Source organism: Streptomyces sp. NPDC058773, assembly GCF_042746015.1.
Lineage (GTDB): Bacteria > Actinomycetota > Actinomycetes > Streptomycetales > Streptomycetaceae > Streptomyces.
The window spans coordinates 1-14842 of sequence record NZ_JBHYPE010000028.1 but is presented as its reverse complement, the minus strand read 5'-3'; the positions used below and the strand labels follow the sequence as shown (position 1 = coordinate 14842).

Sequence of the window (14842 nt, the reverse complement as noted above, 5' to 3'; positions counted from 1 at the left end):
TCTCCCGCGTCCACAATGTGTTTTTTGTTTTGATGTTCTTCTTCGCCCCCTACGTGCGGTGCCGGGCTGTAAACGCCTCCCCCCCCCCCACCGGCCCCTTTGCATAGCTTCTTCCTGCAGGTGGCGGCCGTGCCGCCGGCACACCAGGGACGCCGACAGGGGAGGACGGGGGTGCGCTCATGCGTATTGGACTGCTCACCGAAGGTGGTTATCCGGATGCGTCCGGTGAGTCGCACACGTGGTGCGACCGGCTCGTACGCGGGCTGACCGGCCACGACTTCGAGGTCTACGCCCTGACCACCGACCCCGGCCGGGAAGACCGGCCCGGGACCGAACTGCCGGAACACGTACGCCTGGTACGCCGCGCCCCCCTGTGGGGCGACTCCCCCGTCGGGCACCGACGGGGAGCGGAGGAGCGCAGGGGCCGCACCGCCGGCCGCCGCGAACGGCGCCGTTTCGCCGAGCACTTCGGCGACCTCGTGACGGCCTTCGCCACGGTCCCCCCGGGCGGCGGACCGGCCGGGGACCCGCCGGACGCCCCCGGTGCACCGGGGGCCAGGAAGGCGGACCGTTTCGCCACCGGCCTCTACGGCCTCGCCGAACTCGCCCGGGACCACGGCGGGGTGCCCGCGATGCTGCGCTCCGAGGGCGCCGTCCGCATCCTGGAGACCGTCTGCCGCGGCCCCCGTGCACTGCCCGCGGCCCAGGGCGCGCAGGTCAACGACCTGCTGGCGGTCACCACCCGGCTCGAACCCGCGCTCCGCCCGCTCTCCTTGGACTGGTACGGCGACCGGCACACCCCGGGGCTCGGCGGCGTGGACCTCTGCCATGCCACCTCCGGCGGCGCGGCGGCCCTCCCCGGACTGCTGGCCCGGCGCTTCTTCGGCACCCCGCTCCTGGTCACCGAATACGGCGTGCGGCTGCGCGAGCACTATCTCGCCCGCGCCGCCGCCCCGTTGAGCGTGCCGGTGCGCGCGCTGCTCGCCGGTTTCCAGGGCGCGCTGGCCGCCGAGACCTATGACCGGGCCGCGCTGATCACCCCCGGCAACACTCACGCCCGGCGCTGGCAGGAGCGCTGCGGCGCCGACCGCGCCCGGCTGCGCACGGTCTACCCCGGCAGGGACGCCGCCCCCTTCGCCGCGGTCGCGGATGCCGCCGCGGACGACTCCAAGACGCTGGTGTGGGTCGGCACGGTGGAGCCCGCCAAGGACCTCATCGGGCTGCTGCACGCCTTCGCCGAGGTCCGCCGGGCCGAACCGGCGGCCACGCTGCGGATCATCGGCGGGCCCGGCAGCGACCCGCGGGCGCCGGGCTATCTCGCGCACTGCCGGGCCCTGGCCGCCCAGCTCTTCCCCGACGAGGCCGCCGACGCCCGCACCGTCGGCGAGAACCCGGTCAGCTTCGAGGAGATCGGCAGCCCCGGGGTGCCGGACCTGGCGGACGCCTATGCCTCCGGTGCGGTGGTGGTGCTCTCCAGCGTCATCGAGGGCTTCCCGCGCTCCCTGGTGGAGGCGATGTTCTGCGGCCGGGCCACGGTGTCGACCGACGCCGGCGCGGTCTGCGAGGTCATCGGCGGCACCGGTCTGGTCGTCCCGCCGCGCAATCCCCGCGCCCTGGCCGAGGCCTGCGCCGCGCTGCTCGGCGACCCGGACCGCCGGGCCCGGCTGGGCGCGGCGGCCCGGGCGCGGGCGCTGGAGCTGTTCACCGTCGAGCAGAACATCGCGGCATTTCGTGGCATCTACCTGGAGTTGATGTCGCACGCCCCGGCCCGCCCGGCCGGCTGCCGCACACCCGGCGGGCACGGGGTCCCGCGGCCCTTCGCCCGCCCCGCGGAGTCCCGTGTCCCCGGCCGCTGGGCCGCGACCGGCACCGCCACCCGGGCGGTCACCGCCCCGGCCCACCGGACACCGAGTTGGGCGGCGTCCGGAGCCGGGCGGCCCGCCGCGGTGCCGGCCGCCGCCGAGGGGCGCACGGAGACCGGGGGAGAGGCAGCGGTCCGGGACGTACGACCGGCCGTGGGACAGCAGGGCACGGCGAACGACCGGGTGTGGCCGGCGGGAGGGAGCGAGCAATGGTGACCAGTGTGCTGGACGTGATGTGTGCGATGGGTGTCGTAGGGGTGGCCCTGGTGACGGGCATGGCGGATGTGGCACACGGCGGGCGCCCCGGCGGGCCCGGCGGCCCCGGCAGTCCGGTCCGGGTGGCCCGGCGCACCCCGGACGGCCCCGGCCGTCCGCCCCGGCGCCGTACCGCGTACCTCCTGTCCGGTCCGGGCGGCGGCGCGCCGACCCGGGGGAGGGGGTACGGGGCATGACCACACCCGAAGGCGGCACCGCCCGCGCCGTGGAACCTCCGGGCGAAGCGCGCGCCGAAGAGGCCCCGCACACGGGCACCGCCGCCCGCCCCCTGCGCCACGGCCCCGCCGACCCCGTACGCACCCTGATGCACCACCACCAGGAGCTGTGCGCCCGCGCCGTCGACGCGCTGGAGATCGCCGCCGGCCTGGAGGCGCACGGGGTCACCGACCGCACGGCCGCACGCTTCCGGCACCGCGATGTCTTCTCGCTGGCCGAGGAGCTCTACGCCCGGGTGCCGCGCGCCGACCCGGCCGCCGCCCCCGAGGCCGGCCCCCCGCACCCGGCCGCCCCGGCCCGGCGCTCCCGCACCGTGTGCGCGGCACTGCACCTGCTCCCCGGCGCCGTCTGTGCCGTGGCCCTCGCCGCCGTCGCTTCGGTGAGCACCGCAACCCCCGCCGTACGTACCGGAGTCGGCGCCACCGGACTCGTCCTGCTCGCGCTCGCCGTGCGGCTCGGCGTACGGTCCGGGCCGCTGCGGCTGCGGCACGGCACCGGACCGCGCACCGCCGCCGTGTGGGCGGGCTGGACGGCCGGCTACGCGGTGTACGGGGACTGGCTGCTCGAACAGCTCCTGGCCGGTGGCCCCGATCTGCCGCACACCACACCCCGGGCCGCCGTCGCCCCCGCCGTGGCGCTCGCCCTCGCCCTGGCCCCCGCGGCCGGCTGCGCCCACTGGTTCACGGTGCGCGGACGCCGTGTGCTGGCCGCCAGCCGCGGACTCGAAGAACTCGCCGCCCGCGTAAGGCCGTTGCTGCTCGTCACCACCCTGCTCTTCCTGGGTGCGCTGGCGGCCCTGCTCCTCGGAACGGAAGCGGCCCTCGGAGGCGGCGTCCCGGTCACGCCGGGGGCGGCCACCGTGCTGGGGGGAGCGGCCGCCCTGGGGGTGCTGCTCTTCCTCGCCCGGCTGCTCGCCGTCCACGGCTTCCCCGAGGCGGCCGCCACCGGCCTGGCCTCGGCCGCCGCACTGGAAGCCGTCGCCCTGGCCCTGGTGCTGATCGCCCGGCTCCCCGGCCTGCCCCCGCTCGGCGCCCCGGTCGAGGCGCTGGCCACCACGGCGGGACCGGCCGCGGTACCCGCCGTGGCCTGCACCGCCGCCGCCCTCGGCCTCCTCGGATACGGCCTGCGGGCGCTCACCGGCGCCTGCGCGCACTGGCCCGCCCCCTCCGGACCGGCGGAGGCGCACCGGCCGTGACCCTCCGGACGATCACTGTCCCCCGCGACCCCGCACCCCCACACGGGCACCCCCACCACGCACCACCCCCGGGGCGGCACCCCGACACGGCCGCCCCGGTCCCTGCGCCGCGGACCGCCCCCACGTCGCCCCCGCCCCCAGGGCGGACACCGACCCCGCGGCCGGAGCCGACCCGCTTCCCTCGATCCGCCTTAGGAGCCCGACAGATGAACGTCCAGCCGACCACACGCCCCGCGCACCGGGGGGTCGCACGATGAGGGTGCTGCTCATCGGCGCCAACGGCTACCTGGGCCGCTATGTCGCCGACCGCCTGCTCGCCGACCCCGCCGTCCAGCTCACCGCCCTCGGGCGGGGCGACGACGCCGACGTCCGCTTTGATCTGGCCACCGGCAGCCCCGGGGCGCTCACCCGCTTCCTCGACGCGGTGCACCCCGGTGTCGTCGTCAACTGCGCCGGCGCCACCCGCGGCGGCGCCCGCGAGCTGACCCGGCACAACACCGTCGCGGTCGCCACCATCTGCGAATCGCTGCGGCGCAGCAGCTGCGGCGCCCGGCTCGTCCACCTGGGCTGCGCCTCCGAGTACGGCCCCTCCCAGCCCGGCTCCTCCACCGCCGAGGACGCGGTCCCGCGCCCCGGCGGCCCGTACGGCGTCAGCAAACTCGCCGCCACCGAACTGGTCCTGGGCTCCGGACTCGACGCCGTCGTGCTGCGGGTCTTCTCACCGGTCGGCCCCGGCACCCCGGCCGGCTCGCCGCTCGGCCGGCTCGCCGAGGCGATGCGCCGCGCCATGCAGTCCGGCGACAGCGAACTCAAGCTCGGCGGGCTCGGGGTGCAACGGGACTTCGTCGACGTCCGCGACGTGGCGCGGGCGGTGCACGCCGCCTCGCTGTCCGCCGCGCAGGGCGTCGTCAACATCGGGACCGGCCGCGCGGTACGGCTGCGGGAGGCCGCCTCCGTGCTCGCCCGGGTCGCCGGCTTCGGCGGCGCGCTGCACGAACTCGACTCCCCGCCCGCCCGGCTGGTCATCCCCGGTCCGTCCCCGGAACACCCGGCCGGTTCACCGCCCGCCACCTACCCCTACCCGGACGGCTGCGGCACCTGGCAGCAGGCGGACGTCCGCACCGCCCGCGACCGGCTCGGCTGGCGCCCCCGGATCGGGCTGGAGGAGTCCCTCGCCGACATCTGGATGGAGGCCGCGTGTCGCATCTGACCACCCCGGCCGGCGCCACCCGCGCCCCGACCAGGGCGCCGTCGCCCGTCATCGGCGTGCCGGGCTTCGCCCACCCGCTGCTGGCCCCGACCGAGTGGGCCGAACTGCTGCGCTGCGCGGGCGGGTCCGCACGGCACGGGGCGCCGGGGCACGGCGGCCGGGTCCCCCTGCGGGGCGGCGGGCCGGTGCACTGGGCGGTGCTCAATGTGTCCAACGGGCCCGGCGCCCGCCCCGATCCGCACTGTCTGCCGGCCGCCGCCCGGCTGCGTGAGACCGGTGTCCGCCTGTTGGGACACCTGGACCTGGGACGCGGTACCCGCCCGCTCGGCGAGCTGCTCGCCGACGCCCACCGCTACCTGGAGTGGTACCGCGCCGACGGCTTCTGGCTGGACCGCTGCCCCACGGAGCGGGCGCAGCTGTCCGCGACCCGGCGGCTGGCCGCCACCCTGCGGGCCCTGTGCGGCGACGGGCCGCTCGTCTTCGGGCACGGCGACCACCCCTACCCCGGCTACGCCGAGTCCGCCGACCAGCTCGTCACCTTCGCCGGCTCCTGGGCCGACTACCGCTGGTCCCAGGTGGCCGAGTGGACCGCCACCTACCCTCCGGAGCGCTTCTGCCACCTCGTCCACGGGGTGCCGCGGACCCATCTCGACGAGGCGCTGCGGATCGCCCGCTGGCAGGGCGCGGGCACCGTGTACTTCACCGACCGGCGGGCCGACGCCGCGGCCGGGGGCGGCGGGGACGCCTGGGCGTCACTGCCCGGCTACTGGGACGAATTCGTCTCGCGCATCGGAACGGGTGTCTCGGAATGAAGAAGGGCGTGGCAGTGTTACGGGGAGAGCAAGCTCCCCCACTCCCGGCTCGGCTCGGGCGGGGGGAACCCCATCAAGACCGACCAACGGAGTCCCCGTGTCGCTGCCACCCCTGGTCGAGCCCGCTTCCGAGCTCACCGTCGATGAGGTCCGCAGGTACTCCCGCCACCTGATCATCCCCGACGTCGGGATGGACGGGCAGAAGCGGCTGAAGAACGCCAAGGTGCTCTGTGTGGGCGCCGGTGGCCTGGGCTCGCCCGCGCTGATGTATCTGGCCGCGGCCGGTGTCGGCACCCTCGGCATCGTGGAGTTCGACGAGGTCGACGAGTCGAATCTGCAGCGCCAGATCATCCACAGCCAGGCGGACATCGGCCGCTCCAAGGCGGAGTCCGCCAAGGACACCGTCCTGGGCATCAACCCGCACGTCACGGTCAACCTGCACCTCGAGCGCCTGGACTCCACCAACGTGATGGAGCTCTTCGCGCAGTACGACCTGATCGTGGACGGCACCGACAACTTCGCCACCCGCTACCTGGTCAACGACGCCTGTGTGCTGCTGAACAAGCCGTACGTCTGGGGTTCGATCTACCGCTTCGACGGCCAGGCGTCGGTGTTCTGGAGCGAGCACGGCCCCTGCTACCGCTGCCTGTACCCGGAGCCCCCGCCGCCCGGCATGGTGCCCTCCTGCGCCGAGGGCGGCGTCCTCGGTGTGCTGTGCGCCTCCATCGGCTCCATCCAGGTCAACGAGGCCATCAAGCTGCTCGCCGGGATCGGCGACCCGCTCGTCGGCCGGCTGATGATCTACGACGCCCTGGAGATGACCTACCGTCAGGTCAAGGTCCGCAAGGACCCGGACTGCGCGATCTGCGGCGAGAACCCGACCGTCACCGAACTCATCGACTACGAGGCCTTCTGCGGCGTCGTGTCCGAGGAGGCCCAGGAGGCCGCGGCCGGCTCGACGATCACTCCCCGGCAGCTCAAGGAGTGGATCGACGAGGACGAGAAGATCGAGATCATCGACGTCCGCGAGCCGAACGAGTTCGAGATCGTCTCGATCCCCGGCGCCAAGCTGATCCCGAAGAACGAGTTCCTGATGGGCACCGCCCTCCAGGACCTCCCCCAGGACAGGAAGATCGTCCTGCACTGCAAGACGGGCGTCCGCTCCGCCGAGGTGCTGGCCGTCCTGAAGTCCGCGGGCTTCGCCGACGCCGTGCACGTCGGCGGCGGAGTCATCGGCTGGGTCAACACCGTCGAGCCGGAGAAGCCGGTCTACTGAGCTTCCCCGCCATGGGCGAAGGCGCCGGTCCGTGTTCTGCGGACCGGCGCCTTCGCGCTGCATACGGGACGTAAGGCCGCCCGCCGGCCCGGCTCGCTCAGATCTCGCCCTTGCGCGTCAGATACGTGAAGGCCACCCAGCCCGGCAGCACCGGCAGCCAGAAGACCATCAGCCGGAACAGCAGCACCGCGGGGAACGCCACGTCCCCCGCGAGCCCGGCGACGGTCAGCGCACCGAACAGCGCACCCTCGACGGCACCCACACCGCCCGGGGTGGGCGCGGCCGACCCCAGCGCGTTACCGGCGAGGAAGGCGACCGCGATGCTCGCGTAGCTGATCGTGTCGCCGCCGCCGAACGCCCGGATCGAGGCGTCCAGGCACATCACGTTCGCCGCGGTCAGCAGCAGCATCCCGCCGATGCCGGTGGCCAGCTTCCCGGGCCGCTGGAGGATGTCCAGCATCCGCGGGACCACCCCCGCGAACAGCGACCGGACCCGCGTCGAGACGAACTTCCGCAGCGCCGGCACCGCCGTGACGATCAGCACCAGCACCGCCACCGTCAGCAGCCCGGCGATGACCGTACGGGACGGGGAGATCGTCGGGGTCCGTTCGGTGCCCGTCAGATAGCCGAAGACGAGCAGCAGCAGGATGTGGCTGCCCAGCCCGAACAGCTGGGAGGCGCCGACGCTCGCCACCGCCAGACCGGGACGGACCCCGGCGCGCTGCAGGAAGCGGGTGTTGAGCGCCACCCCGCCGATCGCCGCGGGCGCCACCAGCTTCACGAAGTTGCCCGCGATCTGCGCGATGACCGTCCGGACGAACGACACCTTCTCGGTGACGAACCCCAGCAGGCTCATCGCCGCCGCGATGTACGTCAGCCCCGAGAAACCCACCGCGACCAGCACCCACATCCACTGGGCCTTGCTGACCAGATCGCTGAAGTTGAAGTGGGTGAGCTGGGACAGCAGCAGATAGACCGCGAACGCACCGGCGATCCAGCTGATCAGGATGCGCGGGCTGAGCCGCTCCAGCTTCGCCGGCTCGATCACCGCCGCTGGGCGGATCAGCAGCACCTGCCGGCGGATCTGCGCCAGCAGATCCTCCTCACGGGCCTCCTCGGACGCCTCGTCCAGGGCCCGCTTCTCGGCGTTCTTCTCCGCGTGCCGCTCCGCCCGGAGCGTCTTGCGGTCCGTCGTGCCGCCCGCCTCCCGGGCCTCCCGCGCCTCCTTGGCGGCCTGCGAGGCGGCCAGCACCGCCTCCCGCTCCCGTTTGGAGCGCTCCCGGGCCAGCTGGCGCAGCGTCGCACGGGTGGTGCGGCTCAGCGCGATCGGCTGGAGCAGCGGCAGACTGTCGGCGACCGCGTCCGGGCCCAGCACCTCGACGGCCGCGGCCACCGCGCGCTCCGCGCCGACCCGCAGCCCGCAGGTGGCCAGCAGCTGGGCGATGTCCATCCGCAGCACCAGATCACCGGCCGCGATCTCACCGCCGCGCAGCTCGGTCAGCACGATGTCCCCGGCCCGGTCCACCAGCAGCGCGTCGCCGACCAGCCGCCGGTGCGCGATCCGCCGGGACTGCAGCGCCGCGACCTGCCGCCAGGCGCTGTGCATCAGCGCGTCGGTGATCTCCTCGTCGGCCAGCGAGTCGAAGCTGCGGCCCCCGATGTGCTCGTAGACCAGCATCACCGCGTCCGGGCCCAGCTCGGAGGTGGCGATCAGCTTGGGGGCACGGGCGCCGGCCGCGATCGCCGCGTACGCCAGCAGCGCCTCCTGCTCCAGCGCCTGGCGCAGCGACTGCAGACTGCGGCGCTGGTTGATGCCGCGCAGCGACAGCCGCCGCCACACCCGGTAGAAGAAGCCCTGCGCCTGCTGCTCGCGGTCGACGACCGTGACATCGATCGGCGGGCCGTCCTCCAGCGTGACCAGGTAGCGGCGGCCGCGGTCCGAGTGCTCGGACTGCTCCGTGCCGGCGGCGTCCTCCGCGCGCAGTGCGGAGACCGGGTGGAAGCCCACCCGGCGCAGCCCCGCCAGGAGGTTCTGGCCGGTGGGACGGACGTTGGGGGAGCCGACCGCGTAGAGCGTGCCGTAGGCGACGGTCCAGCCGATCAGCACGGTCGTGACGATCGCGAACGGGGTGGTGTACCGCCCGACCAGCACCGCGAAGGAGTCCAGCAGCAGCACGCACCACATCGCCACCCGCCAACGGGGCCGCGTGGACATGCCCACCGCCGTCATATAGGCGATCACCGGCGCCAGATAGCTGTGCACCGGGGCGGACAGCGCACCGTTGTCCAGGGTCTGGGTCAGCGCGTCCCGGATGGACGGCGGGGCGGCCTCGGCCACCCACAGATCGGTGGCCAGCGACACCCCGTGGGCCAGGACGGCGGCGAGCACGCCGTCCGCGATCCGCAGCCCGTCCCGTTTGATCAGCCGTTCCACCGCGAACGCCACCGGCACGATCAGCACCGCCACGCTGGACGTCAGCCCCGCCAGATTGATCAGCAGCGGGGGCGCCGCCTTGGCGCCCGTGCCGATGTCGTTCTCCAGCCCCTGGGTGGTGCCGTGGGCGAACGTGGCGAGCCCGAGGACCAGCGCGATCCCCGCGATACCGAGCAGCAGCCGCAACAGGTCGGAGGGCCGGTGCACCCGGGCGGGCAGCAGCGGCTCGTCGCCGGAGACCCGGTCGACGTGGAACTCGCCGTACTCGTCGGCGGTCAGATCGGCACGGTGCGAGCCCGTACGGGGCTTGCTCCGGGCCGCGCCGGACACCGGCTCCTCGCCCTGGTCGTGCCGGACCTGCTCCTCCTCGGGCTGTCCGCCGTCCCGCTCCTCCTTGTGCCGCTCGGTTGGCTCGGGCTCCTCGGGCCTTTCCGGCCTCTGGGACGCCCCGGGTCGTTCGGCCTTCTCGATCGTGCTCGCCTTTTCGGTCGCGGACGCCGTGGCCGGCCTCCGTTGGTGCTTCCCCTGTGGTGCCGCCTGCTGCCGCTCGGGCCGCTCGGTCGCAGCGGCCGCTCCGGGCGCGGTGCCGGCGGCGTCGACGGCCAGCGCTTCAGGGGCGCCCGCCTCCCGTGGAGGCGCCGCACCCTGCTGCTCGGCCGTCTCTTCTTGATCTCGTATCACCAGTCACCGTCCGGAAGATGGTGGCACGGCCGACCGGTGGAGGAGGGCATCAGGGTGCATTTCGGGGGTGCGGGAGCCGGAACGTCCACCTCCGCGCCACGACTGACGGCGCCCTGCCGCCGACCGTCCCGGGGTGCGGGACCGTGTGTCCGCTCCCATTGTCGGTGCCGTGCGGCAGGATGGACCGAATGAGTGGGACCGGAGACACAACGGCAGGTGAGCTGCCCGCCTACGCGGAGCGGGTGCTCGCCGTCGCCGAGCTGATCCCGGCGGGCCGGGTGATGACGTACGGGGACGTCGCGGAGTGGCTCAGGGACGAGGAGCCGCCCGGAGGGCCGCCCGCGGCGGGCGGCGGCGGACCGCGCCAGGTGGGGCGGGCGATGGCGCTCTACGGCGGCGCGGTGCCCTGGTGGCGGGTGGTGCGCGCGGACGGCCGGCTGCTGCCCGGCAGCGAACAGCGCGCACTGGCGCACTACCGGGACGAAGGCACCCCCCTGCGCACCGCCCCGCAGGAGTCCGGGGACCATATACCGCGGCTCGACATGCGGCGGGCCCGCTGGGACGGCCAACAGCCCGGCGGCGCGACGCCGTAGTACCGGCGGCGGTGCCCGGCGGCCCGTGGGACGCGCTGCGGCCCGGGTGCCTGACGGCGTAGCGTCGGGCACCGCCGTCAGGGCCCCGCCGCGCACCGCACGGCCGGACCGCCCGCCCGGCGCCCGCCCCGCACCGCGGCGGGCCACGCACCACCCACGCACCACGAACACCTCCTCAGGACCGGCGATCCACGTGAGTTCCTCCTTCTCGGCCGCCCCGCCGACGCAGCCCCACCGGGCGGTGCGGCGGGCTGCCCCCGGCGCGTACCGCCTGGTCCGCACCCCGCCGGGGCGGGTGGATCCTCCTGCCTTGGACGCAGCCCAGCGCGCCGTGGTTGACCACCGGCACGGTCCGCTGCTGGTACTGGCCGGACCGGGCACCGGCAAGACCACCACCCTCGTGGAGTCGGTGGCCCGCCGGGTCCGGGCCGGCGCCGACCCCGAGCGCATCCTCGTCCTCACCTTCAGCCGCAAGGCCGCCGTGGAACTCCGCGACCGGCTCGCCGCCCGGCTGGCCGCCCTGGAGGGCCGGCCCGGCCACCTCCCCGGCACGGGCGGCGGACGGCGGGCGGGCATCCCGCAGGCCACGACCTTCCACTCCTTCTGCTACGCCCTGGTCCGCGCCCACCAGGACGCCGACCTCTTCGCCGACCCCCTGCGGCTGCTGTCCGGACCCGAACAGGACCTCGTCGTCCGTGAACTCCTCGAAGGACAGGCGGAGCTGGCCGGCGCCGGTCGCGCCCAGGTGAGCTGGCCGGACGACCTGCGCGCCTGCCTGACCACCCGCGGCTTCGCCGACGAGGTCCGCGCCGTGCTCGCCCGCAGCCGCGAACTGGGCCTGGGCCCCGAGGCGCTCGGCGCCTTCGCCCGCCGCACCGGCCGCCCCGACTGGACGGCCGCGGCCGCCTTCCTCGCCGAATACCTCGACGTCCTGGACGCCCAGGGCGTCCTGGACTACGCCGAGCTGGTGCACCGCGCGGTGCTGCTCGCCGAGGACACCGGCGTCGCGGCGGAGCTCGCCGGCGCCTATGACGCGGTCTACGTCGACGAGTACCAGGACACCGACGTCGCCCAGGTACGGCTGCTGCGCGCGCTGGCCGGCAACCGGGGGGCCACCGGCGCACCGGGCTCCCCGGGCCGCACCCTCGTCGCGTTCGGCGACCCCGACCAGTCGATCTACGCCTTCCGGGGCGCCGACGTCAACGGCATCCTCGACTTCCCCGAGACCTTCCGGCGCGGCGACGGCACCCCCGCCCCGGTGGCGGTCCTCGGCACCTCCCGGCGCTCCGGCGCCGGCCTGCTCGCCGCCACCCGGCTGCTCGCCCGCCGGATGCCGCTCACCCGCCTGCCCGCCCGCACGGTCCGCGCCCACCGCGAGCCCACGCCCGTGCGGGACGGCGGCCGCGTCGAGGTGTACACGTACCCGACACCCGGCGCCGAACTCGACAACGTCGCCGACATCCTGCGGCGCGCCCACTTGGAGGACGGCGTGCCCTGGCGGGAGATGGCCGTCCTCGTCCGCGCCGGCGGACGCTCGCTCCCCGCCGTGCGCCGCGCCCTCACCTCCGCCGGGGTCCCCCTCGACATCGACGGCGACGATCTGCCGCTGCGCCACGAACCCGCGGTCGCTCCCCTGCTGACGGCCCTCCGGGCGGCGGCACGGGCGGCGCTGTGGCGGGGGACGGGCGCGGACGAGCCGGGCCCCGGCGAGCCCGGTCCCGACGCGGCTGGGTACCACGGGCCGGGCGGCGACGCGGCTGACTCCGGCGAGCCCGGCGCCGACGAGCCCGGCGCCGACGGGACGGGTGTGGCGGAGCCCGGCTCCGACCAGCCCGGCGCCGAGGCGTCCGGCCCCGACGCGTCCACAGACGCCGCCCCGGTTTCCGCCCCCCAGTGGCTCGACGCCGAAACCGCGCTCGACCTGCTGGCCTCCCCCCTGGGCGGGATGGACTCCGCCGACCTGCGCCGCCTGGGCCGCGCCCTGCGCGAGGAGGAACGGGCCGCCGGACAGCCCCTGCCGCCGCCCTCCGACGAGCTGATCGCCCGTGCGCTCGCCGAACCCCAGCGCCTGGTGGCCCACGACCCCGCCTACGCCCGCGGCGCCCAGCGGCTCGGCCTGCTGCTGCGCACGGCCCGCGAACTGCTGGCCGGGGGCGGCACCGCCGAACAGGCGCTGTGGGAGCTGTGGAACGGCACCCCCTGGCCGCAGCGCCTGGAGCGCGCCGCCCACCGCGGTGGCGCCGCCGGCCGCAACGCCGACCGGGACCTGGACGCCGTCGTCGCCCTCTTCGAGACCGCGGCCCGCGCCGAGGAACGCACCGGCGGCCGCGGCGCCCTCAACTTCCTGGAGGAGCTCGACGCCCAGGACATCGCCGCCGACACCCTCACCCGCCGCGCCGTCCGCCCCGACGCCGTACGCCTGATGACCGCACACCGCGCCAAGGGCCTGGAATGGCGGCTGGTCGTCGTCGCCGGCGTCCAGGAAGGGCTCTGGCCCGACCTGCGCCGACGCGGCTCGCTCCTGGAAGCCGACCGGATCGGCCGCGACGGCCTGGCCGAACCGCTCACCCCCGGCGCGCTGCTCGCCGAGGAACGCCGGCTGTTCTACGTGGCCGCCACCCGCGCCCGGGACCGCCTGGTCGTCACCGCCGTGAAGGCCGCGGCCGACGACGGCGACCAGCCCTCCCGTTTCCTGACCGAGCTGGGCGTCACCCCCCAGGACGTCACGGGCCGCCCGCGCCGCCCCCTCTCGGTGGCCGCGCTGGTCGCCGAACTCCGCGCCACCACCGTCGACCCCGCAGCCACCCCCGCGCTGCGCGAGGCCGCCGCCCAGCGGCTCGCCAAACTGGCGGCGCTGCACGACGACGATCACCACCCCCTGGTGCCGGCCGCCCACCCCGACAACTGGTGGGGCCTGCACGAACCCACCCACAGCGGCGTCCCGCTGCGGGACCGCGACCGCCCCGTGGTCCTCTCCGGCAGCGCCCTCGACCAGCTCGCCAACACCTGCTCCCTGCAGTGGTTCCTGGGCCGCGAGGTGAAGGCGGACGCCCCCGCCACCGCCGCCCAGGGCTTCGGCAACGTCGTCCATGTGCTCGCCGACGAGGTCGCCTCCGGCCGCACCCCCGCCGATCTGACCGTCCTCATGGAGCGCCTGGACTCCGTATGGGACGCCCTCGCCTTCGACGCCCCCTGGAAGTCACGCCAGGAGAAGGACCAGGCCCGCGCCGCCCTGGAACGCTTCCTGCGCTGGCACGTCATGGAACGCGAGACCCGCGGCCGGGACACCGTCGCCACCGAGCACGGCTTCGACCTCACCCTCCGGGCCGGTGCCTACGAGGTCCGTATCCGCGGCAGCATGGACCACGTCTCCCAGGACGCGCAGGGCCGGGCGTACGTCGTCGACTTCAAGACCGGCAAACAGAAGCCGACCGGCCCCGAGGTCGCCCGCCACCCCCAGCTCGCCGTCTACCAGCTCGCGGTGCGCGAAGGAGCCGTCGACGCAGCCTTCGACGGACGTACCCCTGAACCGGGCGGCGCCGAACTGGTCCATCTGCGGCTGGGCGCCGCCCAGAAGGAGGGCGGCGACGCGCTGCCCGCCGTCCAGGCGCAGCCGCCGCCCGACGGCGAGTGGGTCGGGGACCTCCTCGCCACCGCCGCGGGCCGCGTGCTGGAGGAGAGGTTCACGCCCACCACCGGCACCCACTGCACCCACTGCGCCTTCCGGGCCTCGTGCAGCGCCCAGCCGGAGGGCCGGCACGTCGTGGAGTGACCTTCCGCTGCGCCTGGGCGGCCCTCCCACGTTTTCGGCTTTCCCGCCGTGGTGGTTGCTCGCCGTTTGTGGCCCGCTTCGCGGTGCCCTCGCCGTGTCGCCTGCGGCGGGCGGGGTCCGCTGCGCGGGGCTGTGGTCCCCTGTGTTTTCGGCCGATTCGTCGTTGCGCCTGCGGCGGGCGGGGTCCGCTGCGCGGCGCTGTGGCTCCCTACGTTTTCGGCTGACTCACCGTTGCGCCTGCGGCGGGCGGGTGGGTGTCGGGTGCGGTGACGGACCTCCGGGGCAGGGGTGTGGGACTGCTTCGCTTGACGTCCCACACCCCTGCCCCTCCGGCCCGTCCCCTCCCGTGGAGGGGAGTGAGTGCGGGTGGGTGGGGGCCGGCCGCCGTAGGCAGTTTCACCGCGGCCCGACACGAGTACCGGACCACCCAGGGAACCCCCACCGGCCTTCTTCCCACCCACCCACGGGAGGGGACGGGCCGGAGGGGCCTGGTGTGTGGACGTAAAGCGAAGCAG

Annotated in this window: 9 protein-coding genes; 8 read left to right on the top strand and 1 reads right to left on the bottom strand. The window is 75.2% G+C overall.

Features of this window, described 5'->3' with window-relative positions; all coding sequences use genetic code 11:
* The first annotated feature begins 179 nt into the window (after positions 1-179).
* The 6 genes from ACFW5B_RS23040 (at position 180) to moeZ (ending at position 6847) form a co-directional block, all read left to right on the top strand.
* Positions 180-2078, top strand: coding sequence for a DUF3492 domain-containing protein (locus ACFW5B_RS23040; protein WP_386442605.1), 1899 nt, complete (start codon positions 180-182; stop codon positions 2076-2078).
* Positions 2072-2314, top strand: coding sequence for a hypothetical protein (locus tag ACFW5B_RS23035; RefSeq protein ID WP_386442602.1), 243 nt, complete (start codon positions 2072-2074; stop codon positions 2312-2314). Before ACFW5B_RS23040 ends, ACFW5B_RS23035 begins: the two co-directional genes overlap by 7 nt.
* Positions 2311-3549, top strand: coding sequence for a hypothetical protein (locus ACFW5B_RS23030; RefSeq protein ID WP_386442599.1), 1239 nt, complete (start codon positions 2311-2313; stop codon positions 3547-3549). The genes ACFW5B_RS23035 and ACFW5B_RS23030 overlap by 4 nt, the downstream gene beginning before the upstream one ends.
* 253 nt (positions 3550-3802) lie before the next feature.
* Positions 3803-4759: an NAD-dependent epimerase/dehydratase family protein gene (locus tag ACFW5B_RS23025; RefSeq protein ID WP_386442596.1), complete on the top strand. Its 957-nt coding sequence runs from the start codon at positions 3803-3805 to the stop codon at positions 4757-4759.
* Entirely contained in the window at positions 4747-5571 is an 825-nt protein-coding gene (locus ACFW5B_RS23020; RefSeq protein WP_386442594.1) for a spherulation-specific family 4 protein, read from the top strand. The genes ACFW5B_RS23025 and ACFW5B_RS23020 overlap by 13 nt, the downstream gene beginning before the upstream one ends.
* A gap of 97 nt (positions 5572-5668) precedes the next feature.
* On the top strand, positions 5669-6847 hold the full coding sequence (gene moeZ, locus ACFW5B_RS23015) for an adenylyltransferase/sulfurtransferase MoeZ (RefSeq protein WP_386442591.1): 1179 nt from the start codon (positions 5669-5671) through the stop codon (positions 6845-6847).
* A gap of 97 nt (positions 6848-6944) precedes the next feature.
* On the opposite strand, the gene ACFW5B_RS23010 is transcribed toward moeZ, so the two are convergent.
* Complete coding sequence (locus ACFW5B_RS23010) at positions 6945-9962, bottom strand: lysylphosphatidylglycerol synthase domain-containing protein (RefSeq protein ID WP_386442588.1); 3018 nt, start codon at positions 9960-9962, stop codon at positions 6945-6947.
* A 188-nt stretch (positions 9963-10150) separates the two neighbouring features.
* On the opposite strand from ACFW5B_RS23010, the gene ACFW5B_RS23005 reads away from it, so the two are divergent.
* Both ACFW5B_RS23005 and ACFW5B_RS23000 read left to right on the top strand, forming a co-directional pair.
* Positions 10151-10555, top strand: a complete 405-nt coding sequence (locus ACFW5B_RS23005) for an MGMT family protein (protein WP_386442585.1) — start codon at positions 10151-10153, stop codon at positions 10553-10555.
* Positions 10556-10748: 193 nt separating this feature from the next.
* Positions 10749-14327 (top strand): ATP-dependent helicase, encoded by a 3579-nt coding sequence (locus ACFW5B_RS23000; protein WP_386442582.1) that lies wholly within the window; start codon positions 10749-10751, stop codon positions 14325-14327.
* Positions 14328-14842: the final 515 nt, after the last annotated feature.

What these genes read in the sequence shown, in the direction of transcription:
- ACFW5B_RS23040 (WP_386442605.1), top strand. Translation starts at nt 180, where the DNA reads ATGCGTATTGGACTGCTCACCGAAGGTGGTTATCCGGATGCGTCCGGT.
- ACFW5B_RS23035 (WP_386442602.1), top strand. Translation starts at nt 2,072, where the DNA reads ATGGTGACCAGTGTGCTGGACGTGATGTGTGCGATGGGTGTCGTAGGG.
- ACFW5B_RS23030 (WP_386442599.1), top strand. Translation starts at nt 2,311, where the DNA reads ATGACCACACCCGAAGGCGGCACCGCCCGCGCCGTGGAACCTCCGGGC.
- ACFW5B_RS23025 (WP_386442596.1), top strand. Translation starts at nt 3,803, where the DNA reads ATGAGGGTGCTGCTCATCGGCGCCAACGGCTACCTGGGCCGCTATGTC.
- ACFW5B_RS23005 (WP_386442585.1), top strand. Translation starts at nt 10,151, where the DNA reads ATGAGTGGGACCGGAGACACAACGGCAGGTGAGCTGCCCGCCTACGCG.